19 protein-coding genes are annotated in these 24,104 nt (G+C 60.1%); 8 read left to right on the top strand and 11 right to left on the bottom strand.

Annotation, left to right across the window (positions count from 1 at the left end; genetic code table 11):
* Positions 1 to 36: 36 nt before the first annotated feature.
* The 4 genes from BLR72_RS03730 to BLR72_RS22180 all read right to left on the bottom strand — a co-directional run bounded on the left by BLR72_RS03730 (position 37) and on the right by BLR72_RS22180 (position 5,943).
* Positions 37 to 2,553 carry a GcvT family protein gene (locus tag BLR72_RS03730; protein ID WP_091945201.1) on the bottom strand — a complete coding sequence of 839 codons (2,517 nt, stop codon included), beginning with the start codon at positions 2,551 to 2,553 and terminating at the stop codon, positions 37 to 39.
* Positions 2,554 to 2,780: 227 nt separating this feature from the next.
* On the bottom strand, positions 2,781 to 3,044 hold the full coding sequence (locus tag BLR72_RS03725; RefSeq protein ID WP_027231811.1) for a hypothetical protein: 264 nt from the start codon (positions 3,042 to 3,044) through the stop codon (positions 2,781 to 2,783).
* 119 nt (positions 3,045 to 3,163) lie between these two features.
* Positions 3,164 to 5,566 carry a mechanosensitive ion channel family protein gene (locus BLR72_RS03720; RefSeq protein ID WP_228019400.1) on the bottom strand — a complete coding sequence of 801 codons (2,403 nt, stop codon included), beginning with the start codon at positions 5,564 to 5,566 and terminating at the stop codon, positions 3,164 to 3,166.
* A 44-nt stretch (positions 5,567 to 5,610) separates the two neighbouring features.
* Positions 5,611 to 5,943, bottom strand: a complete 333-nt coding sequence (locus BLR72_RS22180) for a hypothetical protein (RefSeq protein WP_139202490.1) — start codon at positions 5,941 to 5,943, stop codon at positions 5,611 to 5,613.
* Here BLR72_RS22180 and BLR72_RS03715 point away from each other — a divergent pair.
* From BLR72_RS03715 to BLR72_RS03705, 3 genes are read left to right on the top strand one after another with little or no spacing between them, the layout of a single operon-like run.
* The gene (locus tag BLR72_RS03715; protein ID WP_091946545.1) at positions 5,936 to 6,211 is read left to right on the top strand and encodes a sarcosine oxidase subunit delta; all 276 of its coding nucleotides are present in this window, start codon (positions 5,936 to 5,938) and stop codon (positions 6,209 to 6,211) included. The two genes, BLR72_RS22180 and BLR72_RS03715, sit on opposite strands and share 8 nt — an antisense overlap.
* Positions 6,208 to 9,195, top strand: a complete 2,988-nt coding sequence (locus BLR72_RS03710) for a sarcosine oxidase subunit alpha family protein (RefSeq protein WP_091945199.1) — start codon at positions 6,208 to 6,210, stop codon at positions 9,193 to 9,195. The genes BLR72_RS03715 and BLR72_RS03710 overlap by 4 nt, the downstream gene beginning before the upstream one ends.
* Positions 9,188 to 9,775 (top strand): sarcosine oxidase subunit gamma, encoded by a 588-nt coding sequence (locus BLR72_RS03705; protein ID WP_091945196.1) that lies wholly within the window; start codon positions 9,188 to 9,190, stop codon positions 9,773 to 9,775. The genes BLR72_RS03710 and BLR72_RS03705 overlap by 8 nt, the downstream gene beginning before the upstream one ends.
* 3 nt (positions 9,776 to 9,778) lie before the next feature.
* Here the strand turns inward: BLR72_RS03705 and BLR72_RS03700 are convergent, their stop codons facing one another.
* From BLR72_RS03700 to BLR72_RS03685, 4 genes are all read right to left on the bottom strand, one after another.
* A complete protein-coding gene (locus BLR72_RS03700) occupies positions 9,779 to 10,990 on the bottom strand; it encodes an NAD(P)/FAD-dependent oxidoreductase (protein ID WP_091945192.1) in 1,212 nt (403 codons plus the stop codon).
* A 62-nt stretch (positions 10,991 to 11,052) separates the two neighbouring features.
* Positions 11,053 to 12,363: a guanine deaminase gene (guaD, locus tag BLR72_RS03695; protein ID WP_091945189.1), complete on the bottom strand. Its 1,311-nt coding sequence runs from the start codon at positions 12,361 to 12,363 to the stop codon at positions 11,053 to 11,055.
* A complete protein-coding gene (locus BLR72_RS03690) occupies positions 12,360 to 13,589 on the bottom strand; it encodes a urate hydroxylase PuuD (RefSeq protein WP_091945187.1) in 1,230 nt (409 codons plus the stop codon). Before BLR72_RS03690 ends, guaD begins: the two co-directional genes overlap by 4 nt.
* Positions 13,590 to 13,643: 54 nt before the next feature.
* Entirely contained in the window at positions 13,644 to 14,354 is a 711-nt protein-coding gene (locus BLR72_RS03685) for a 2OG-Fe(II) oxygenase (RefSeq protein WP_091945184.1), read from the bottom strand.
* 202 nt (positions 14,355 to 14,556) lie between these two features.
* Here BLR72_RS03685 and BLR72_RS03680 point away from each other — a divergent pair, with 202 nt between their 5' ends.
* The 5 genes from BLR72_RS03680 to BLR72_RS03660 all read left to right on the top strand — a co-directional run bounded on the left by BLR72_RS03680 (position 14,557) and on the right by BLR72_RS03660 (position 21,273).
* A complete protein-coding gene (locus BLR72_RS03680) occupies positions 14,557 to 14,985 on the top strand; it encodes a hypothetical protein (protein ID WP_091945182.1) in 429 nt (142 codons plus the stop codon).
* Between the two features lie 102 nt (positions 14,986 to 15,087).
* Entirely contained in the window at positions 15,088 to 17,616 is a 2,529-nt protein-coding gene (gene secD, locus BLR72_RS03675; protein WP_091945179.1) for a protein translocase subunit SecD, read from the top strand.
* Between the two features lie 185 nt (positions 17,617 to 17,801).
* Complete coding sequence (gene ybaL, locus BLR72_RS03670) at positions 17,802 to 19,559, top strand: YbaL family putative K(+) efflux transporter (protein ID WP_091945177.1); 1,758 nt, start codon at positions 17,802 to 17,804, stop codon at positions 19,557 to 19,559.
* A 43-nt stretch (positions 19,560 to 19,602) separates the two neighbouring features.
* A complete protein-coding gene (locus BLR72_RS03665; protein WP_027231823.1) occupies positions 19,603 to 20,553 on the top strand; it encodes a lysylphosphatidylglycerol synthase domain-containing protein in 951 nt (316 codons plus the stop codon).
* Positions 20,554 to 20,712: 159 nt separating this feature from the next.
* Positions 20,713 to 21,273, top strand: a complete 561-nt coding sequence (locus BLR72_RS03660; RefSeq protein ID WP_091945175.1) for an alpha/beta hydrolase — start codon at positions 20,713 to 20,715, stop codon at positions 21,271 to 21,273.
* Between the two features lie 11 nt (positions 21,274 to 21,284).
* Here the strand turns inward: BLR72_RS03660 and cysW are convergent, their stop codons facing one another.
* From cysW to BLR72_RS03645, 3 genes are all read right to left on the bottom strand, one after another.
* Complete coding sequence (gene cysW / locus BLR72_RS03655; protein ID WP_091945172.1) at positions 21,285 to 22,160, bottom strand: sulfate ABC transporter permease subunit CysW; 876 nt, start codon at positions 22,158 to 22,160, stop codon at positions 21,285 to 21,287.
* Positions 22,144 to 22,986 carry a sulfate ABC transporter permease subunit CysT gene (gene cysT / locus BLR72_RS03650; protein WP_091945169.1) on the bottom strand — a complete coding sequence of 281 codons (843 nt, stop codon included), beginning with the start codon at positions 22,984 to 22,986 and terminating at the stop codon, positions 22,144 to 22,146. Before cysT ends, cysW begins: the two co-directional genes overlap by 17 nt.
* Positions 22,987 to 23,085: 99 nt before the next feature.
* Positions 23,086 to 24,093, bottom strand: a complete 1,008-nt coding sequence (locus tag BLR72_RS03645) for a sulfate ABC transporter substrate-binding protein (protein WP_091945166.1) — start codon at positions 24,091 to 24,093, stop codon at positions 23,086 to 23,088.
* Positions 24,094 to 24,104: the final 11 nt, after the last annotated feature.

Here is a 24,104-nt window from a genome sequence, read left to right as displayed (position 1 = left end):
GCCGTCCAGCATTTCATGTTCGCTGTTGCGAAGGCGCTACGCCTTTAGCCGTTCGTTCTCGGTGTCGAACGGCGATTCCGGAATGACGGTAACCTTGTGCATCTTGTCGAGGATCTTGATCTCGAGCTGTGTGCCAAGCGCCGAATATTCCGGCTTGACCATGGCGAGCGCAATGCTTTTGCCGAGGCGCCAGCCATAGCCGCCATGGGTGGCGCGGCCGACGAGTTCGCCTTTCACATAGATCGGTTCGCTGCCGCGGGCATCGACGTCAGAGACACCCGGCACATGCACTTCAAGCGTGACAAAATTCCATTTCAAGCCGTCTTCGCGAGCCTTCACCACCGCGTCGCGGCCAATGAACTCGCCCTTGTTCGGGTGTACGAAACGATCAAGACCGCTTTCGAATGCATTGTATTCGATCGACAATTCGCGCGGGATCAGACGGTACGACTTCTCGACGGCCATAGCCGTCATCGCGCGGATGCCGAACGGCTTGATACCGAATTCGGCACCGGCCTCGAGCAGGCGATCATAGAGCGTATTCTGCTGCTCGATCGGATGATGCAGTTCCCAGCCGAGTTCGCCAACGAAGTTGACGCGCAGCGCATGTGCTGTTGCCGTTCCGACGCTGATCTCCTTGCCCGAAAGCCAAGGGAAAGCTTCGTTGGAAAGATCGGCGCGGGTGAGCTTTTCCAGAACCTGCCGGCTCTTCGGACCCGCAAGCACGAGGACCCCGTACATCTGGGTAATCGGGCGCAGCGTCACCGAGCCATCGTCGGGCAGCAGCTTGTGCAGATAATCGTGGTCGTGGTTTTCATAGGCGCCGGCCGAGACAAGGTAGAACTTGCCGGGCGCCCATTCATAAACGGTGAACTCTGAACGCACGCCGCCGCGCGTTGTCAGAAGATGGCAAAGGGCAATCCGGCCCTGCTTCTTGGGGATGCGATTGGCAAGGATTGAGTCGAGCCAGGCGCGCGCACCGGGTCCGGTAACTTCCATCTTGGCGAAGGCCGACATGTCGAGCAGGCCGACATTGTTGGTGACATTCTTGATCTCGTTGCCGACATGCTCGAAATAGTTGGAGCGGCGGAACGACCAGAGTTCCTTCACCTTGCCTTCGGCATCCGACTTCGGATGGTTCTGGTTCATGAGAACATCGGGCTTTTCAAGCTTGGCGACGTCGAGCCCATAACCTTCAGGCGCAAACCAGTTGGCCCGTTCCCAGCCATAGACGGTTCCGAATACGGCGCCGAGCTTCTTCTGGCGGTCGTAGGACGGCGAACGCTTGAGCGGCCGCGCTGCGCCGCGTTCTTCGTCCGGGTAGTGGACCGAAAAGACCTCGGCGTAGGCTTCCTCGTTCTTCTCCTTGAGATAGCCTTCGGTCGCATAGGGACCGAAGCGGCGCGGATCGACGCCCATCATGTCGATTGAGGGTTCTCCCTCGACGATCCATTCGGCCAACTGCCAGCCAGCGCCGCCAGCGGCTGTCACACCGAAGGAGTGACCTTCGTTGAGCCAGAAATTCTTCAGGCGCGGCGCAGGTCCAATGATCGGCGAGCCGTCAGGCGTATAGGCGATCGCGCCGTTATAAACCTTCTTGATGCCGACCTCGGCAAAGGCAGGAACGCGAGCAATCGCGGTTTCGATGTGCGGTTCGAGCCGGTCGAGATCCTCCTGGAAGAGTTCGTACTCGCTCTCGTCCGACGGACCATCGACATAACAGACCGGCGCGCCTTTCTCGTAAGGTCCGAGCAGCAGGCCGCCATTTTCCTCGCGCATATACCAGGACGAATCGCTCTCGCGCAGCACGCCCATTTCCGGCAGGCCCTTGGCCTTGCGCTCCAGGATCGCCGGATGCGGCTCGGTGACGATGTACTGGTGTTCCACCGGAATGACCGGAACATCGAGCCCGACCATCTTGCCGGTCTTGCGGGCGAAGTTGCCGGTTGCCGATACGACGTGTTCGGCGGTGATGTCACCCTTGTCCGTCTTCACCAGCCACTGGCCGGAGGGCAGTTGCTCGATGCCGAGCACGGTCGTGTAGCGATAGATGGTTGCGCCGCGATCGCGCGCGCCCTTGGCGAGCGCCTGCGTGAGGTCCGCGGGCTGGATATAGCCATCGTCCGGATGCTGGATCGCGCCGAGAATGCCGTCGATTTCGGCGAGCGGCCAAATTTCCTTGACCTGCTGGGGTGTCAGAACCTTGACCGGGACGCCGATCGTCTCGGCGACACCTGCATAATACATGTACTCGTCCCAGCGGTCCTTGGTGCGGGCGAGACGAATATTGGAGCAGTTGGTGAAGCCGACATTCATGCCGGTTTCCTTCTGCAGTTCCTGATAGAACGTCACCGAGTACTTATGGATCTGGCCGACCGAGTAGCTCATGTTGAACAGCGGCAGCAATCCGGCCGCATGCCAGGTTGAGCCCGAGGTGAGTTCCTTGCGCTCGATCAGGACAACGTCGCTCCAGCCCTTCTTGGCAAGATGATAGAGCGTAGAGACGCCCACAACACCACCGCCGATAACGACAACACGCGCCTCAGTCTTCATTGCACTTTATCCTTTGATATCGATCGATGGGCGAAAAGCTTGCGCCGGTTTTTTGCACTATGCCGCCCAGCATGTCCATCGCTAAGGCCTGTTTGCGACATGGCGAAAACACGCCGCGACGCATGGCAAACAGTCAAGGACTTGCTAGGTTATCCGGTGCCTGAAAAACCAATGGCCGGCTGAAAATCAATCCAGCCAGCCACCGTTCCTTCAAGCTTTTCGTCAGGCTATTTGATCGAGATCTTGCCGCCGGTCATTTCGACGGTCTCGCCACCAGTCAGCGCCTCGCGGTCACCGTTCGGAAAGGTGACGAAGCAACCGCCGCTGCAGAACTCCACCGTCTCACCGGCGCCAACCTGCAATTGGGTCTTGGTCGAACCTTCGGTCACGACAAGCGTCTGCGCATTGGTGTCATTGTTCTTTACGCTCGCCGCATAAGCCGATCCGATCGAAATCGCACTCGCCACAACGGCAATCACAAACTTCTTCATTCCAAACCCGGTGGTAGCCACCGCCCCTGTTGCAAGGCCCCGCCAGGCCCTTTGTCACCCACATTTATAACGGCATCAACGTGAACGGCAACTGAACACTGGAGCCCGGGCGCAAGCGACTATTGTTTGAACTTCTTGCCATCTGCCGCAAGTTCGTCGCGCACGCGTTTGGTCAGGAGTTCGACGATCGAATCCGCATCCTCCAAATGCAGGTTCACGTCGCGCTGCGGATAGGGAATTTCAATTCCTTCTTCTGAGAAGCGATCGATGATGGCAAATCGGACATCGTTCTGGACCGAGCCGGAATTGGACAGATCGGCAAGGTGAACCCTTATTTCGAATTGCATGGTCGAATCGAGAATTGCCGAGAACGCCACGAAGGGTTCGGGGTTCTTGAGCACCAGAGGATGGCTGCGGGCGATCTCCATCAACAGGTCATGAACGCGACGAGGATCGACCTTGTGAGAAACGCCGATGGCAATATCAACGCGCCCAAGCTTGTTGCGATGCGTCCAATTGCCGACGCTGCCATTGATGAACGACGAGTTCGGAATGATGAGCGACTGGCGCTGGAAGGTTTCGACCTCCGTTGCGCGCACGCTGATTTTCTTGACGATGCCGCCGACGCCGCCGGTCTCGATCCAGTCGCCGACCTTGAATGGCCGTTCGGCGAGAAGAATGAGGCCAGAGACGAAGTTTGATACGATTGCCTGCATGCCGAAACCGATACCGAGCGAGAGACCGCCGGCAACGAGCGCAAGGCTGGAGAGGTTTATGCCCGCCGCGGAGACGCCGATGACGGCAGCAACGCCCAGGCCGAGATAACCGACGGCGGTTCTGATCGAGTTGCGCACGCCTGAATCGAGCTTGCCACGCGCCATGACGCGCGTGTCAAGCCAGCCCTGGAACCAGCGCGTGAAGAAATAGAACAGCGCGAACAGAAGGACGCCGGTGGCGATGGCGATCAGCGAAATGTTGAAGGAGCCAATCTGGAAGCCGGTGGCGATCGTCAGGAACCATGCCGACATCTCGCTCCACTGGAAGCCCCAGAGCAGCAGGATGACCGGGATGCCGAGGATGACGACAAAGACGTTGATGACGATGCTGGCAACGAGACCGAGCTGGTCCATTGTCGTCTCGTCAAGCCCGAACCGCTTCTGTATCGCCTGTCCGAGCTTGGTGCCTGCCAGCGCATTTTCGTCCGACACCGCCCGCGCCGTCAGGAAGCCGAGATACATCGTCACAAGGACGGCGCCGTTGATGATGATCTGCTGCGAAACGAAGCGGGCAAGCCCGATATAGCCGAAGAACGCCGCGATGATAGGAACGAGGCCAATCGTAAAAAGGAATATCCGCATGGCGCGCGGCCAAGGTTTGGTCGCCCCGCTCTCGGCGTCCTCGAGCGGCTTCAGGAAGGCCATTGCAATGATCAGCAGGCCGACAAGGACTGTGGCAAAGAGGCTCTTGGCAACGGTCAGCGACAGCGCCGATGCGGCGATCTGGTTGATCGTATCGGCAATGTAATCAAGTCCGGTGATCGTCGCCGTCGCCGTGATCAGCACCATGAGAATACGGCCGGGCCGCGGTGCGACCCGCACCAGCCGCCAGTTCGGCGCCCCGGGACAGATTACCGCCTGCGCCAGCGCATGCACAAAGAAGACGATGCCGATCACGCAGAAGAGCATGTAGATCAGCGACGCAATGTCCGGCCGCATCACATTGAAATAGCCCAGGAAAAGGTAAGTCGTCGCCAGGAACACGATCACGGTGAGCGAGCGCATCAGCGTCGACCAGAATGCCACCGCGAGGCGGCTGAGATAGGACGGCGCCTCGATGCCCGGATCGCGGAAATAGAGGTGGCCGATCGTACGCCGGCCGCCGATCAGCAGTACCAATGCGGCAATACCGGCAAAGAAGGTGGCAGCCAGCATCGATTGCCATTTGAAAGTGACAACAAACCTCCACCAGGACGAGACGAGCCGGTTCATCGTCTGAAGTTCCTGGCCATAGGCGGTGACGATCTCGCTGCCGAGCGAATAGTTGATATCGACCCGCTGCGACAAAGTGTTGGTGAAGAGCTCGCGCCGCGCCTCGCCAATGGCATCGATCATCCGGTTGACCTGGATCAGGAGATCCTCGGTCTCGCCGAGAACCGCATTGATTTCCGCCTTCTCCGTCGTCAGCCGTATACGCTCGTCGGTGACGATCTGGGCCTCGGGCGGTTGGCCCTGCGGCGGAGGAGGTCCGAGCTGATCGAGACGAGCGTTGATTTCGGTGATGCGCGGGCGAAACGACACGCCAATGTCGAGGAGTTTCTTCGATGTGCCTTCAAGGTTGAGGCGAAGGTCGGCGAGCGTGGCGTCCGTATCGGCCTTCAGCTTCTGCTGGTCGTAGTTCGAGATTTGCTTCTTCACGGCATCGATCGCAGGGCGCTGTTCGGCGACAACTGCCGACTCGACGTCCGGTACGGCGTCCGGCGCCTGCTGCGCGCTTGCATATGGAACCACGGCTGCCAGGAGCATTACCGCGACAATCATCGATACGAACTGCCGGATCATGCGGAAAATCACGATTTCATATCCACCTGTGAACTGTCTTCGTTGCGCATAAGCATACGGATCTCGGCACAATCAAGGCTGTTGTTGATTTCATTGCCTGAATGGTCGGCGCAGCGACAGTGCCCGCCGCAATCGTGGTGATCGAGCTTTGCTTCGGACAGTAGCATAATCTGGGGAATACCATGAAGAGCCGGAGCACAATTCGATCGTGCATTTTGCCCGAATAAAACCGGGCTCGTCTTGACCCGTCCCTTGAGTTTCTGCTGGATTGGGCTTCCCGATACCAACGCCGCCATCAACGTCCAAACGATTCGCCTTCGAGACAATGAGATCATGATCATCAAATGCCCCTATTGCGGACCGCGCGACGTCATCGAATTTACCTATCAGGGCGATGCGACGCGAAAGCGCCCGGAGCCCTTGTCCAACGATCCGGACGTCTGGAACGCCTATGTCTACGACCGCAGCAATCCATCGGGATTGCACCGTGAGTTCTGGCTGCACAGCGGCGGCTGCCGGCAGCATCTGGTCGTCACCCGCGACATGACCACCCATGCCATTTCATCCGTGGCTTTTGCGCGCGACATTGCGAGCGGTGGACAGGCATGACGAGTTCAAGGCTTCCCAGGGGTGGGCGCGTCGAGCGCTCGAAATCGGTTCGCTTCACCTTCGACGGCAAGGCCTACAGCTGCCATCCCGGCGATACGCTCGCTTCGGCGCTGCTTGCGAGCGGCATCACCCTGTTTGGCCGGTCGTTCAAGTATCACCGGCCGCGCGGCGTGTTTGCCGCGGGAAGCGACGAGCCGAATGCGCTTGTCACCGTGCTTTCCGGCGACGTCCGCGAACCGAACGTGCGCGCCACCGAGCTTGAGATCCATGACGGGCTGGTAACCCAGAGCCAGAACCGCTTCCCGTCGCTCGACCATGATTTCATGGCCATCAACCAGCTGGCCGGACCGCTGTTTTCCGCCGGATTTTACTACAAGACGTTCATGGGCCCGGCCATCGGCCCGCTGCGTGGCACGCGGTTCTGGATGTTCTGCGAAAAATTCATTCGCCGCGCAGCCGGCCTCGGCAAGGCCGGCACCGCGCCCGATCCGGATCGCTACGAACGCATGAACGCCTGGTGCGACGTGCTCGTCGTAGGCAGTGGTCCTGCTGGCCTCATTGCAGCGGAAGCAGCGGCCGGCACTGGCGCGCGCGTTATCATTGCCGAAGAAAGGCCGCTTCCGGGAGGTTCGCTGCTCGCCTCGGCCGAGACGATCGACGGCCGCGACCCGTCGGTTTGGGCACGTGAAAAGGCGGCGGCTCTGGCAGCCATGCCGAATGTGCGCTTTCTGACCCGGACGTCGGTTTGGGGCTATTACGACGGCAATGTGCTGACTGCAATCGAACACGTCTCCGACTTCAAGCCCAACCGCACCAAGGGACAGCCCCGCCAGCGCCACTGGATCATTCGTACCGGAAAGGTCATTCTTGCAACCGGTGCCTTCGAGCGGCCCATGGTCTTCCCGGGCAATGACTGTCCAGGCGTCATGCTCGCCGACGCAGTGCGCCGCTTTGCTTTGGAATATGGTGTCGCCGCCGGCAGCAACGTCACGCTCTTCACCAACAATGACAGCGCCTACGAAGCCGCGCGGGCGCTTTCCCTTGCGGGCGTCAACATCGCCGCCATCGTCGATGTTCGCGCAGATGTGTCGGGTGCCTGCCGCGATATCGCCACTGCGGCAAACGCCGAGCTTCTGACCGGCCATGCCGTGACTGGAACCCACGCCGGCAAGACGTTGAGTTCGATCACGGTCCAGCATTTCAATGCCGAAACAGGCCGGGTCTCAGGTGCGCCCCGCGAAATCCGCACCGACTGTCTTGGCGTTTCCGGCGGCTGGTCACCGGCCATTCACCTTGCGAGCCAGGCCGGCGGCAAGCCGGAATGGGACGAGGACCTGCAGGCATTCCTGCCGCCCGAACCGAACCAGAACTGGGTGGTGACGGGTGCTGCCGCCGGTTACATGGATACGATCAGCGTGCTCTCCGATGCGGCGACCAAGGGTTCGGCCAAGAGCCGGCTGATCTTGCCGCCGGTCGAAGCGCCCATGCTCGACGCCTCGCCTGCGCCTGTGTTCCAGATCGAGCCTTCGGCAAAATCGCAAAAGGCATTCGTCGACTTCCAGCATGATGTGACCGCCGACGATATTCGCCTCGCCTATCGGGAAGGCTTCCATTCCGTCGAGCATCTCAAGCGCTATACGACCCTCGGCATGGCGACGGATCAGGGCAAAACTTCGAATGTCCCCGGCCTCGCGATCATGGCGGATGCCCGCGGCATCTCGATACCGGAAGCTGGCACGACGCGATTCCGCCCACCGTTCACGCCGGTGTCGTTTGGCGCTCTTGCCGGCGAACGCTACGGCGACCTGCGTCCGCATCGGCTGACCCCGATGCATGACTGGCACCTCGCGAACGGCGCCAAGATGTACGAGGCCGGTCTTTGGCACCGTCCGATGATCTATGGCAGCCATGGCGAAACGGTCGAGCAGGCCTATGTGCGCGAGGCGCGCGCCGTGCGCCAGAGCGTCGGCATTGTCGATGTTTCAACACTTGGCAAGATCGATATTCAAGGCCCGGATGCGGCGGAGCTTCTCGACCGCGTCTACACCAACATGTTCTCGACCCTGCCGGTCGCCAAGGCGCGCTACGGCCTGATGTTGCGCGAGGACGGGCTTGCCTTCGACGACGGCACCACCTGGCGCCTCGGCGAGACGCAGTTCCTGATGACGACCACGACCGCGAATGCCGGCCCGGTGATGCAGCATCTGGAATATTACCTCGACTGCATCTGGCCGGAACTGCGCGTCCATCTGACCTCGGTCACCGACGTATGGGCGGGTACGGCCGTTGCCGGACCGAAGGCACGCGCGCTGCTGGAAGCCTGCGTCACCGGCACAAAGGTCGACAATGATACCCTGCCGTTCATGGGCATCGTCCATGGCAAGATCGAGGGCGTACCAGTCATGGTCTGCCGCCTCTCGTTCTCGGGCGAACTCGCCTATGAAGTCTACTGCGGTTCTGGCTACGGGACGAGAGTCTGGGAAGCCCTGCTCACGGCCGGTAAACCGTTCGACGTCATGCCCTACGGCCTTGAGGCGCTTGGAACGCTGCGCATCGAGAAGGGACACGTGACCGGCGCCGAGATCGACGGACGCGCCAGCGCCCATGATCTTCACCTCGACTGGATGCTGTCGAAGAAAAAGCCATTCATCGGCTCCGCCATGCTTGGCCGCGAGGGGCTCAAGGACGAGAACCGGCTTTCGCTCGTCGGCCTCGTCTCGCTCGACAATCAGGCGATCACCGGGGGCAGCCACATCGTCACCGATGCACGGCCGCGTGAGCCCGCCGACAGCTTCGGCCATGTCACCGCTGCCTGCTATTCGCCGGCGCTCGGCAAATATATCGCGCTGGCGCTGGTCAAGCACGGAACGTCGATGATCGGCAACCGCGCCTTCGCCACCGACCTTTTGCGCGGCAGGCACTGCCCGGTCGAGATCGTCAGCCACCATATGTATGATCCAGAAGGGAGCCGCATGCATGGCTGAGCTTCAATCGCCAATCGGCTCTGCCTACGTGACAGGCGATCATGGCAATGCCGCCGGCGGGGTCGGCGTGACGATCCGCGAGCGGACCGGACTTTCGATTATCCAGATCACCGCCTGGAGCGATACCATTCCCGAAGTACTGACCGCCATAGGCAGCGCGACGGGGCTCGTCTTGCAGAACAAGCCGGGGCTCGGCCGCGTTGCCGGCGAGAAGTCAGTGTTCGGCTTTGCGCCCGGACGCTATTTTGTCGTTGCCGCAACGCCGGAGCTCGAACTACGCCTGCGCTCCGTCATTTCCGCCGAGCTTGCGACGATCATCGACCTCACGCATGGGAGGACGGTGATCCGGGTCAGTGGCCCTCACGCCGAATGGGTGCTTTCCAAGCTCTTCGCCATCGATTTTTCGGAACACGCCTTTCCTATCGCCTATGGGCGGGCGACCCTGCATCACGACATCCACGCCAATATCCAGCGTATCGACGACGAGACCTTCGACCTTTATGTCTTCCGCACCTTTGCGCGGTCGTTCTGGAAGACGCTCGGCCATGCGGCAGAAGAGGTTGGGTACAAGGTCGAATGATCGCTATTTGAAGGCGAAGACGTCCGCGTCAGGATCACCAGTGCCGGTGATCTGTCCGCGAATGATCTGCGCGGCCACCATCGAGAACGTAATTCCGTTGCCGCCATAGCCGAGAACGGCATAACAGCGGTTCATGCCGGGTACCGGACCGATTGACGGCAGACCGGTCACACTCGCACCAAAGCTTCCGGTCCATGCATAGTCTGCCTCGGCGCTAACGTCGGGGAACAACTTCTTGAGCTTGGCGAGTATCGCTTTCGTTTTCGCCGGCAGCTTGCCGTCGCGTTTGTCCTCGTCCTCGAACTCCTCATCCTCGCCGCCGACGATGATGCGCCCGTCCGCCGTCGTGCGCATATAGAGGTAAGGGTCGGAGGCTTCCCAGATCAGGCAGCGTTGCGGCCACGGCGTCTGCTTTTGCGGAACCGTCGCAACGGCCCAGGTCGAGATGATCGAATGCCTCTTTTGCGGCACCTGCTTTGGTATTTCGTATCCGGTCGCGAAGATCAGGTGCTTGCAACGGATCGTCTGTCTGGTCGCAGTCATGGCCCGAACCGCGCGGTCGGCCGGTTCGACAGCCACGATGTCGGCGGGCGCGAAGACCTTCGCTCCGCGCCCTATCGCCGTTTTCAAATAGCCTGCTGCAAGCTTGCGCGGATTTGCCTCTATATTGTCGAAGCTCATCAATGCCGCTTCGCGGTCGATGTTGAACACCGTCTTCAGTTCTTCGCGGCCAAGCAACTGCGTTTCAAAACCGGCGCGGCGTCGCGCGGCAAGCTCCTTTTCCAGGCCGTCCTTGTCGAGGAGATTACCCGCGAGATAAAGCGAATCGCGATTTTCCATTTCGCAGTTTATCTGCAGTCGCCGCGTCCGCTCGCGCAGGGCATCGACGGCAAGCTTCGATCGGCGCCACGCACGCTCGGCATCATTGATGCCGATCTTGCGCGCGAGTTGATGCAGAGGCGTGTCAACTTCAAATTGCAAAAGGGCCGTGCTCGCCGGCGTGGACCCCGTAACCGGTTTGCGCCTGTCGAAGACGCAGACACTGAAACCAGCGTCCGTAAGGCTTTCGGCCATCAGCGCGCCGCTGATGCCCGCCCCGATGATCGCAACATCCGTTCGGATATCTTCGACCAGAAGTTGTGTTTCGATACGGGGTGCCCGTCGGGCGAGCCAGATCGGCTGGCCGGTTCGCAAATCGCGATGTTGTGTGATCATAAGGCTTTCGCAGGTGCGAGGAAGTGACTGCTGCCAAACGGTGCGAATGCTGTTGCGGTTCCCTACAGCGTCGATTTGGCCGGGCGGCCCGCGACATAGACCTCAACGATGGACCGGTCGTCGCCCATGGTCTGGAGAAGAAAGAGTTCCTCGACCAGCGTCTCGACCGTTTCCATGCGAAGCCGCATGGCCGGCGTGGCGCCCGCATCGAGAACGATGCAATCCGCTTCTGTTCCCACTTTAAGCGAACCGATGAGATCTTCCAGCGACAGCGCCCGGGCATTGCCAAGCGTCGCCTGATAGAAGGACCGCAGCGGATGATAGCGCTGCCCCTGGATATTGAGGATCTTGTAGCCTTCGTCGAGCGTGCGCAGCATGGAATAGGAAGTCCCGCCGCCGATATCCGTCGCAATGGCGTTGCGGACGGAGGGATCCGAAGCGCGCAGCCGGGCAAGATCGAACAAACCGCTGCCGATGAAGAGATTTGACGTTGGGCAGAAAACCGCAACGGAACGGCTCTCCGCAATAGCGCGGATTTCGGCGTCCGTCAGGTGAATGCAATGCCCAAGAAGCGTTTTCGGCCCCAGCAGCCCATAGTGTTCGTAGACGTGCGTATAGTCGCGGCTCCACGGGAAGAGTTCGGCGACGAAGGCGATTTCGGCAGTATTTTCGCATAGATGCGTCTGAATGTGCAGATCCGGATGTTCGCTGGCAAGCGCGCCGCTCATCTCCAGTTGCTCCGGCGTCGATGTCGGCGCAAAGCGTGGCGTGATGGCGTAGTGCTGCCGGCCCTTGCCATGCCATTCGGCGATGAGCGCCTTGCTATCGTTATAGCCCGACTGAGCCGTATCAAGGAGACCCGGCGGCGCATTGCGGTCCATCATCACCTTGCCCGCCACCATCCGCGTATTGCGCCGGTGCGATTCGGCGAAAAAGGCCTGGACCGATGCCTTGTGCACCGAACAATAGGCGGCCGCGGTCGTGGTTCCGTGGCGGATCAGTTCATCGAAAAATGCCGAGGCGATGCGTTCCGGGTGGCCCTGGTTCGAGAATTTCTGTTCCTCGACGAAGGTGTACTTGTTGAGCCACTCGAGCAACGCACCCGCATAGGAGCCGACGACCTGCATCTGCGGAAAATGGATATGGGTGTCGATGAACCCAGGCATAATCAGGTGCGGGCGATGATCGATGACCTCGACGTTGCGGCCCTCGGCCGCTCGCACCGCCGAAAACTCGTCCATTGCTGCAATCGTGCCGTCGCGCAGCAAGAGGCCGCCGTCCTCGATGTAAGTGAAGGCGTCAGCGCTCGCCTCGCCTGCTATCGGCTCATCATGGAAGGTCAGAAGGCGGCCGCGTAGCAGAACTTCGGTCATTGCACCGGCTTTCCAGCGGTCGCGCTGCGATACCAGGCGACGAGCAAGGCGCGTTCGGCGTCGGTCACCTGCGTGACATTGCCCGGCGGCATCGCATGACTGGCGCCGGCCTGGATATAGATCTCGCTGGCATGCGCGGCGATAAGGCCATCCGTGTCGAGCCTGACGCCCTTCGGCGGCAGCATGATACCCTCCCACGACGGCTCGGCGGAATGGCACATCGAGCAGCGCCCCAACACCGTGTCGCGCACCTGTTCGAAATGTGCCGCGGTCAGGAATGGTTCGGCTGCCCGCGAAACTTTTGCCTCCCCGGTCAAAACCCTGGGGACTGTCGAGAGCCAGATGATGACGATGAACAGTATGGCGCTCGCAAGCCAGGTCCAGTGTGGATTGCCCGTTCCGGCGTGGCGCGAATTGAAATAGTGGCGGATCAAAACACCGATGATGAACACGAGCGACGCGATGATCCAGTTGAACGCCGTGGACGTTGCCAGCGGATAATGGTTCGACAGCATCAGGAAAATGACAGGCAAAGTCAGGTAATTATTATGCGTCGAGCGTTGTTTTGCCTGCTTGCCCAGCTTGGGATCGGGCGATTTTCCGGCAATGAGGTCAGCGACGACCTTCTTCTGGTTGGGGATTATCAGCAGGAACACATTCGCCGACATGATGGTCGCCGTGAATGCACCGAGATGCAGGAAGGCGGCGCGGCTCGTGAAGAGATGCGTGTAGCCCCAGGCCATGAAGACGATGACACCATAGAGGATGAGCATCAGCGCCGTGTCATTCGCCGCGAGCGGTGATTTGCACAGGAGGTCGTAGATCAGCCAGCCGATCGAGATCGAGGCGAGTGAAATGAGGATCGCGACCCACGTCGAGACATCGAGCACATTGCGGTCGATGAGATAAAGGTCGGCGCCGGCATAGTAGACGATGCAAAGCAGCGCAAAGCCGGAGAGCCAGGTCGCATAGGATTCCCACTTGAACCAGATGAGGTGCTCGGGCATGTGCGCCGGCGCCACCATATATTTCTGAATGTGGTAGAAGCCGCCGCCGTGCACCTGCCACTCCTCGCCGTTGACACCTGCAGGCAGAGCGGCGTGGCGGCGCAGGCCGAGATCGAGCGCGATGAAATAGAAGGACGATCCGATCCAGGCGATTGCGGTGATGACATGTAGCCAGCGTGCGGCGAAGCTCAGCCATTCCCAGAAAATGAGATAATCCATCGACGCCCCACGAGATTGCCCTGCTACAATGCGGTCGTTCGCGGGTCGATGCAACTATTTCGAATCGTGAAAGATAATGCCGAGCGTGTGACGCTTGCCGCTGCGCAGGCGGCTGACACCGTGGCGCATATTCACCCGGTAATGGCCTCGCGAACCCTTAACCGGACGATTGCTTACCGGGAAGATCACGGCATCGCCTTGCCTGAGCGGCACAACTTCGACGCGCGACTGCATGCGGGGCCGCTGCTCGGTCAGAACGAATTCGCCGCCGCTGAAATCCTCGCCCGGACGCGACAGGAGAAAGGCGGCCTGCAGCGGGAAAACATGCTCGCCATAGATATCCTGGTGCAGGCAATTGTAGTCGCCTTCCTTGTATTCGAGCAGCAGCGGCGTCGGCCGGTTCTGGCCGGCCACATGGCAGCGTTCGATGAACGCTGCGTGCTCGTCCGGATAGCGTACATCGATGCCCATCAACGCATTCAACCGATTGGCAATGCCGGCGAGCGGCCCGTAGAGCGATTGGCGAAGATCGTTCACCAGCGGCGGCAGCGGATAGCTGAAATATTTGTATTCGCCGCGCCCGAAGCCATGTTTGGCCATGACGATCCGCTTGCGGAACTGGTCGTCGTCCCCATAACCCGCTGCCAGCTGTTCGCACGCCTGTCGCGACAGCACCCCTTTCAAGATCGCATAGCCGATATCGTCGAGACTTGTCGCAATGTCGTTCCACCGTGTGGTGGCAAGTGGCGTAACGCTGTCAGTCATGTCATGGCCTCCATGCAATTTCCTATCGGGCTTAGAGTGCGCTTAGCTTGACTGGGTTCCACCCGTTTCCTGCGCGCTGCGCGATTTTTCTTGGTCGAACCGGCCAAACACGTCGATTTTAAGTGACTCAGCCAACAAGACTTCATAATACAGGAACCAACGAGGCGCTTTGCGCCGCGGGAGATTGATATTGGGTAGCGGCATGGACAAGCATGGAAATAGCAGGACAGGAAAGCGCAGCGCTGCTCCGCTCCTGATCTCTATTTTCTGGCTTGTCTCCACGATCGGCGCGGCCCTTGGCGCCTCTTACATGTCGGGCCCGGACCGCAATCTGGCCGAACGGGCGATCGGCGCGGCCAAGTCGCACGAAACACGTGTCGCCCACGAAACCGACAACCACTCGACTCCGGTCGAGCGGCCCATGCGCGTCATCGCGCTTGAAGCGCTGCATCTGAAAATCAAGAGCGGGCTCGGCGCCGACAGCGGTCCCCAGGATGCATTGCTTCCGGACGGATCGCGGCTTACGCTCGCCGACCAGACCGGTATCCGGATTTTTGCGCCGAGCGCCACATTGCTTCTCGGCCACGATCCGCTATTCAGCGCCCGCGCGCCACCGCGCGCCCTTGGCTGATATCACCATTTCCGGCAGGAAATGACGAACAACTTCGGCGCTCGCCAGGCAGACGCGTAAGCAGTTCCCGGCAGTGCCCCCATCTCATAACGGAAAACGACCATGCGTACTTCGAGGTGGGTCCTCTGGACCTATATTTTCATCATTCTGGCGGGTATTACGCTCGCGCTACCCAATCTTTTCACCAAGGCACAGCTTGATGCGATGCCGGGCTGGTTCCCCAAGAAGCAGGTTGCACTCGGCCTTGACCTGCGCGGCGGTTCCTATCTCGTTCTCGAAGTTGATGCCGCGGCCCTGAAGAAGGACCGTATCCGCTCGATCCTCGATGATGCACGCGGCCATCTGCGCACGGCGAAGATCCAGCCGCAGTCGGTGCGTGTTGCCGGCGATTCCGTTATCGTGACGCTTTCCGATCCGTCGCAGCGCGATGCCGCGGTTGCTGCCTTGCGCGAATTGTCCTCGCAGGTTGCCCAAGTCGGTTTCGCCGCCCCCGTCAGCGATATTGACATCACCTCGACCGACAATCAGATCCGCCTGACGCTCACCGAGGCCGGCATGAAGGACAAGCTCGACAATGCCTTGCAGCAGAGTCTTGAAATCGTCCGCCGCCGCGTCGACCAGGTCGGTGTCGCCGAACCATCGATCCAGCGCGTCGGTTCCGACCGCATCGTGGTCCAGCTGCCCGGCCTCCAGGATCCGAGCCAGCTGCGTGCCCTGCTCGGCAGCACCGCCAAAATGACGTTCCATATGGTCGCCGACCATGATGCCGGCACCAACCCGCCTCCCGGCGTCTCGATCCTTCCCGACGCCAAGACTCCCGGCGTCACATTCCCGGTCGAGGATCGCGTTGCGATCAGCGGCGAACGGCTGACCGACGCCCGCGCCGCCTTCGACCAGCAGACCAACCAGCCGATCATCACCTTCCGCTTCGATAATGTCGGCGCACGTCAGTTCGCGGACATCACCAGCCAGAATGTCGGACGGCCGTTCGCCATCGTGCTCGACGGCAAGGTTTTGACCGCACCGGTCATCCAGGTGCCGATCACCGGCGGCTCGGGCCAGATCACCGGCAATTTCACGGTACAGGATACGGTGACGACGGCCGCGCTGCTGCGCGCCGGCGCGCTGCCGGCTCCGCTTACCGTCATCGAAGAGCGGACGGTCGGTCCTGATCTTGGCGGTGACGTCATCAAGATGGGCCTTTTGACCGGCTTCATCGGCTTCGCCCTCGTCGTTGCCTTTATCTTTATCCTCTATAGCGGCTGGGGACTCATCGCGAACCTTGCCCTTGCTCTCAACGTTGCCCTGACCTTCGGCATATTGAGCTTGCTCGGAGCGACGCTGACACTGCCCGGCATCGCCGCCATCATTCTCGGCATCGGCTTTGCGGTCGACGCGAATATTCTCATCAATGAACGTATCCGGGAAGAAGCGCGCAAGGGTATCGGCGCGATGGCCGCGGTCGATCGTGGTTTCAGGCTCGCCTATTCGACCATCGTCGACGCCAACGCCACGCACCTGATCGCGACGTTCCTGCTGTTCCTCTTCGGCACCGGCCCGGTACGCGGCTTCGCGATCACCATGATCATCGGCGCTCTCGTCTCGATGTTCACCGCCGTGACCGTCGTTCGCATCATCATGATGGCGATCGTGCGTCGCCGCAAGATGAAGACGATCCGCATCGAGCACCTGTTCAAGCTCGTTCCGGAGAACACGAACATCTCGTTCATGAATGCCCGCTTCTTCGGTATCGGCGTGTCGATCTTCCTGTCGATCGCATCGGTGATCCTGTTCATCCATCCGGGCCTCAACTACGGCATCGACTTCAAGGGCGGTATCCAGGTCGACGTGACGACATCGCAGCCGGCGGATCTGGCCACCATGCGCTCGACGCTCGAAGGTCTCGGCCTTGGCGAAGTCGCCCTGCAGCAGGGCGGCGGCGACAATCGCGTTCTCATCCGCGTCCAGCGTCAGGAAGGCGGCGAAGAGGCGCAGACCGTTGCTGTCACCAAGGTCAAGGATGCCGTGCAAAAGCTTGACCCCGCCGTCAAGTTCGAAAGCTCGGAAGTCGTCGGGCCTAAGGTCAGCGGCGAGCTTGCGCGGTCCGGCATCCTTGCCGTCGTCCTCGCCAGCCTTGCCATGCTGTTCTACATCTGGTGGCGGTTCGAGTGGCACTTCGCGCTGGGCGCCATTGCGACACTCATTCTCGATACCACCAAGACCGTCGGCTTCTTTGCGCTGATGGGCCTCGACTTCAACCTGACCGCCATCGCCGCACTGCTGACGATCATCGGCTACTCGGTCAACGACAAGGTCGTGGTCTATGACCGCATGCGCGAGAACCTGCGCATCCACAAGAAAATGCCGCTGCGCCAGATCATCGACCTCAGTATCAACCAGACGCTGGCGCGCTGTATCTACACCTCGTTGACCGTCTTCCTCGCCATGCTTCCCATGGCGATCTGGGGCGGCAAGGCGGTCGAGAACTTTGCGCTGCCGATGCTCTTCGGCGTCATTATCGCGACAAGTTCCTCGCTCTTTATCGCAGCACCCATCCTGCTCTTGCTTGGAACCTGGTGGGAGAAGAACCACCAGCACCGCATCGGCGAAAAGCCGGTCGCGCAAAGTTGATGCCGCGCGACCAGCACAAAGCCTAAATATTTGCGGCACATGGAAAAAATGCCTTCCATGTGCCGCAGAATTGACGAAAGCGGTTTGCAAGACTTCCCCGGTACGCAATACTGCTGCGACAGGACCCTGTTCGCAGGTTTATCAAATTTCATTTTTCAACGATCCCACGGAGGAGATGCCGACATATGCCTCATGAAACGCCGCTGATTGCGACAATCGTCATTGGTCTGGTTCTGGCCTTTATTTTTGGTGCGATTGCCAATCGGTTGCGAGTTCCTCCCCTTGTCGGATATCTCCTCGCCGGCGTGCTCGCCGGCTCCCATACCCCCGGTTTCGTCGCCGACCAAAAGCTCGCGGCGGAGCTTGCCGAAATCGGCGTGATCCTGCTTATGTTCGGCGTTGGCCTGCATTTTTCCCTGAAGGACCTTCTCTCAGTCCGCGCGATCGCCATTCCGGGCGCCGTCGTACAGATCGTGGCGGCTACAATCCTCGGCGCGGGTCTCGCCTGGATCCTTGGCTGGGGTCTGCAGGCAGGCCTTGTCTTCGGTCTGGCCCTGTCCGTAGCAAGTACGGTCGTGCTGCTTCGCGCCATGCAGGAGCGGCGCCTTATCGAGACCGAGCGCGGACGCATCGCCGTCGGCTGGCTGATTGTAGAAGACCTTGCCATGGTCCTCGCGCTCGTCCTGCTACCGGCAATTGCCGGTGCGCTCAATAGCGGCGGTGACGGCGAGCAGGCCATGCGCGCGCTCAGCGATCCGATCGTCAACTATTTCAACCTCGGCGTCCTCGGCGTCATCCTTTTGACCCTCGGCAAGGTAGCCGCCTTTGTGGCCGTCATGCTCATCGTCGGCCGACGCGTCATTCCCTGGACGCTGCACGCCATTGCGCATACGGGCTCCCGCGAACTGTTCCGCCTCGCCGTACTCGCCATCGCGCTTGGCGTCGCCTTCGGTGCGGCAAAGCTCTTCGGCGTATCGCTGGCGCTTGGCGCCTTCTTTGCCGGCATGATCATGAGCGAATCCGAGCTCAGCCACCGCGCTGCCGAAGAATCGCTGCCGCTGCGCGATGCTTTCGCGGTACTGTTCTTCGTTTCGGTTGGCATGCTGTTCGATCCGATGACAATCGTCCAGGATCCGCTGCCGCTACTGGCAACGCTGGCGATCATCGTCATCGGCAAGTCGCTCGCTGCTTTCTTCATCGTGCGCGCCTTCGGTTATCCGTCCGGCACGGCGCTCATTATTTCCGCAAGTCTGGCGCAGATTGGTGAATTCTCCTTCATTCTCGCCGAGCTTGGCGTCGATCTTGGCATGCTGCCGCAGGAGGGACGCGACCTCATCCTTGGCGGCGCCATCCTGTCGATCCTCGTCAATCCGCTGGTATTTGCCGCGGTGACATATCTCAAACCCCGGCTGGAAAAGCGGGCGGCAGCAACCGAGCCTGTTGCGGATGCGGCCGAACCTTCCGCTGTCGAGGCAGAGGCCGTGGAGGAAGTGCAACCCACTACGCTGACGGATCATGCGGTGCTCGTCGGCTACGGCCGGGTGGGCAGTCTCGTTGGCGAGGCGCTCAAGGAACGAGGCAAGCCGTTCCTCGTTATTGAAGATGCCGACAAGACCGTCGCCAGGTTGCGGGATGACAATATCGAGACCATCGTCGGCAACGCCGCCAATGGCGACGTACTTGCGGCGGCCAATCTGGTTGGAGCCCGGCAGTTGATTCTGGCGATCCCCAATGCTTTCGAGGCCGGGCAGGTCGTCGTCAAGGCACGCGCCGCGAACCCGACGATCAACATTCTGGCGCGCGCCCATTCGGACGCCGAAGTGCAGCACTTGCAGGACCTCGGCGCCGATACGGTGATCATGGGCGAACGCGAGATCGCGCGCGGTCTGGTTTCCCAGATTCTCGGTCTCGATGAGCCGTTGCCCGCACCATTGACTGAATAAAGACAACAACAAAAGCGACCGGCATGAGTGGGCAGGACCGAGTATGAAGCTGAAGGATTATGTATGGCCGGTTGTCGGACTGGCCGCCGTCGGGATTTCCGTATGGCTCCTCTACAAGGAGCTGCGGAGCATCTCGCTGGATGACGTAATCGACAGCATCTACGCGATTCCTCCGCATCGCTGGGTCCTCGCCGCGCTGTCCTCGCTTGCCGCCTACGCGGCTCTTGCCGGCTACGACCGCGTAGCGCTCCTGCATCTTCGCCGCAAGATTTCGTGGCTGTTCATCGCGCTTTGTTCGTTCACGACCTATGCGCTGTCCCACAATATCGGCGCGTCGGTGCTTTCGGGAGCCGTTGTTCGCTATCGCGCCTATTCCTCGCAAGGGATGAGCGGATCTGAAATCGCATTGCTGATTGCCTTCTGCTCCTTCACTTTCATGCTCGGCATACTGACGCTCAGTGCTTTCGTGCTTTTGATCGAGCCGGAACTACTTCAGCGCTTCAACGCGGATTTGCCGGTTTCCGTGGGCTATGTCCTCGGTTACGGCTCGCTGGCCATCGTCCTCCTCTATGTCTTTGGCAGCTGGCTGCAATTCAAACCCTTGCGGATTCGCCAGTTCACGCTCGAATATCCGCGTCTCTCGGTTGTCGCGCAGCAGCTGATCGTCGGACCGCTGGAGCTCATTGGCGCTGCGGCTATCATCTATTTCACGCTGCCCGCCGAAGGAAATCCCGGGTTTCTGATCATTCTCGGCATTTTTCTCGTGTCGTTTTCAGCAGCTCTCATCTCGCATGCGCCTGGCGGTCTCGGCGTTCTTGAACTCGTATTCCTGACCGGCCTGCCCGACATGAACCATGCCGACGTTCTCGCCGCGCTCATCATCTTCCGTCTGTTCTATCTCCTGATCCCGTTTGCCCTGTCGCTGCTGGTAGTGCTCTATTTCGAACGCTCCCAGCTTCTCATCCGCTGGTACAAGAAAGATGGAGAAACCTAAGGGGCGCTTTCCACACAAGCGCGGTTTTGCAGGGCCAGATTTTCCCATTATGCCGGCTCTTTAGTGGGCTGTTTCTTCAAGAATTGCCGCGGCAACCTTATTTTTGGGCCACATCAGAGTTCCTTCAGGCGATTTTGCATCAAGGGAGTTGTGGCAACGATGACGACATTGATCATTCCGGGATATCGCGGATCTGAAAGCGGCCATTGGCAAAGGCAATGGCTTGCCGAGGATGAAACCGCCCATCTCGTCGAGCAGGACGATTGGGAAAACCCGGTCCTGTCACAGTGGCTGCACGTGCTGGAAGCAAAGCTTGCCGAAACTCCGGATGCGATTCTCGTTGCGCACAGCCTCGGCTGCGTTCTCGTCTCTCATCTCGCAAGCCGGCCCTCGGCAGCTCACATCGCGGGAGCCGTCCTCGTTGCGCCTGCCGACGCGGAGCGCATGGCATCGCAGGATTCGAAGTTTGCGAGTTTCGCTCCGCTGCCCCGCTACAATCTCGGTTTCCCGTCGATCGTCGTCGCCAGCCGCAACGACCCCTACATGTCGTTCAAGAAGGCGGAAGCCCTTGCCGGCGTCTGGGGTTCGGGTTTTGTCGACCTGCAATATGCCGGCCACATCAACGTAGAAGCTGGGTTTGGCGCGTGGCCGGACGGCCATGTCCTTGCCAACTCGCTGCGACGCCCGCAGCGAGACTACCAGCCACAGCGCGCCGCCTGAGCCTGGCTTCCTTAGCCAGCCCGTTGCTTGCGTTCGAGCACGTACTTCAACACCAGCGTCACGATTGCGATCAACGCCAATGTCGATGAAGCGGCAAAGGCGCCGGTAACGTTGTAATCGTTGAACAGCAGTTCGATCTGCAGCGGCAATGTATTGGTCTGGCCGCGAATGGCGCCGGACACGACGGATACCGCGCCGAACTCGCCCATCACGCGGGCATTGCAAAGCACCGCGCCATAGAGCAGGGCCCACTTGATGTTCGGCAGCGTCACATAGCGGAACGTCTGCAATCCGGTGGCGCCCAGCGTGATGGCTGCCTCTTCGTCTTCGCTGCCCTGCGCCTGCATCAGCGGAATGAGTTCACGGGCGACGAAAGGGCTGGTCACGAACAGGCTGACGAGAAAGATCGCCGGCACGGTGAACATGATCTTGATGTCGTAACTTTCGAGTAGCGGCCCGAGCAGTCCCTGGCTGCCGTAGAGAAACAGATATGTCACGCCGGCAACGATCGGCGAGACCGAAAATGGAATCTCGATAAGGCTGATCAGAAGCTGGCGACCCGGGAAGCGATACCGTGTCACCAGCCACGCGGCGCAAATGCCGAACACCATGTTGATAGGCACGACCACGATCGCGGTAAGCACCGTCAGCCAGATGGCATGCAGCGTCGCCGGCTGCGTGATCTGCGAGAAATAGACGCCCATGCCTTCGCGGAACGCATAGGTGAAGATCACCAGCATCGGGACGCCGATAAAGAGCCCCGAAAGGATGAACGCGGCGCCGATGAGAACGCGATGCACTGCGCTCGCCGCGGGCTTGCCGCGCCGGTGCGAAGAATAGGCCGTGACGGCCGGCGCGGGCAGTGCGGATTCAGTTGCGTTCTGCATATCTCAAATGCCAGGCCTGGATCGAGTTGGTTATGACGAGCATGAGAAAGGCGGTGACCAGCATCACGGTCGCCAGCGCTGCGGCGGCCGGATAGTCATATTCATCCAGCCGGATGAAAACGAGCAACGACATCACCTCGGTTTCAAATGGCAGGTTGCCGGAGATGAAGACGATGGCTCCGAACTCGCCGAGGCTGCGGGCGAAAGACAGGCTACAACCCGCTATAAATGCGGGCAAAATTGCCGGCCAGACGACCCTCGTGAATATCTGCAAATTGGAGGCGCCGAGGGATCTTGCCGCCTCTTCCACGTCACTGGCAAGATCTTCCAGTACCGGCTGCACCGTACGGATGACGAAGGGGATGCTGGTGAACATCATGGCGAGCGCGATGCCGAGAGGCGCATAGGCGACCTTGATACCGAGCGGCTCGAGATAGCGGCCGAACCAGCCATTGGCCGAAAATACGGTGACCAGGGCAAGACCTGCGACCGCAGTCGGCAGCGCGAAAGGCAAATCGACAATGGCATCGAGCAACCGGCGACCCGGAAACTCATAACGCACCAGCACCCAGGCGAGCAGCATGCCGAACATCGCATTGAGAAGGGTTGCCAGCGCCGCCGTCGAGACCGTGATGCGATAGGTGGCAAGCGCTCTTTCAGAGGTGACGATCGCCCAGAAGTCCGCAAAGCCGAGATTGGCCGACTTATAAAGCATGGCGACAAGCGGCAGCGCTACGATGACCACGAAATAGAGCAAGGTCACACCAAGGGTGAGACCGAAGCCTGGCAGAATTCCGCGCGAAGAAGACCTTGAAAACAATGACATTCCAGCTTTCTAGCCTGTGCATGTCCGAATGCAAGTCGTGGTTGAAAATAGAATGGCGCAGCATCGCCGCTGCGCCATATGCCATGCTGGCCGGTCCGGTTAGCGCTTGGTGAAAACCTTGTCGAGAATGCCGCCTTCGGAGAAATGCTCCTTGGACAGCTTGTCCCAGCCGCCGAAGACATCTTCCACCGTCAGGAGCCGTGTTTCCGGAAACTGCGCGGCATATTTCGCCTTCACCGATGCGTCGTTCACACGGTTGAAGTTTTGGGCAAGGATGTCCTGGCCCTCGGGCGTATAAAGGAACTTCAGATAGTCCTCGGCGATGGCGCGCGAGCCGCGCTTGTCGACCACCTTGTCGACGACGGTCACCGGGAATTCGGCAAGGAGGCTGACCGGCGGCACGACGGCTTCATACTTGTCTTCGCCAAGCTGTTTGCGCGTTCCGAGCACTTCCGCCTCGAATGTGATCAGCACATCGCCAATGCCGCGCTCGGCAAAGGTTGTCGTTGCCGCGCGCCCGCCCGTGTCGAACACCGGGACATTGGCGAACAGTTTCTTGACGAACTCCTGAGCTTTCGCTTCATCCTTGTTGTTGGCTTCGAGCGCATAGGCGTAGGCAGCCAGATAGGTATAGCGCGCATTGCCCGATGTCTTGGGGTTGGGAAACACGACCTTGACGTCGTCGCGCACAAGATCATCCCAGTTCTTGATGTTCTTGGGATTTCCCGCCCGCACCAGGAAGGCGGGAAGCGAGTAATAGGGCGAGGAATTATTCGGCAGGCGGGACTGCCAGTCGGCAGGGATGAAGTTGCCCTTGTCGTGCAGGACCTGAACGTCGGTGACCTGGTTGAAGGTCACGACATCGGCGTCGAGCCCTTCAAGGATCGAGCGCGCCTGCTTGGACGAACCGGCATGCGACTGGTTGACGGTGATGTCCTTGCCCTTCTCGCTCTTGTAGGCAGCGGAAAACGCCTTGTCGATCTGCTCGTAGAGTTCGCGCGAAATATCGTAGGAAACGTTGAGGATTTCGCTCGGCTCGTCAGCCGCTTTCACCGCATTAAGGCTGAGGCCGAGCGCCACAGCCGTCAAAACCAATAGTCTTTTCATGGAAAACTCCC

It is taken from the genome of Phyllobacterium sp. YR620, from assembly GCF_900104165.1.
Classification (GTDB): domain Bacteria; phylum Pseudomonadota; class Alphaproteobacteria; order Rhizobiales; family Rhizobiaceae; genus Phyllobacterium; species Phyllobacterium pellucidum.
Note: the sequence above shows the minus strand (reverse complement) of the source record. Positions and strands in the feature narration are given on the sequence as shown.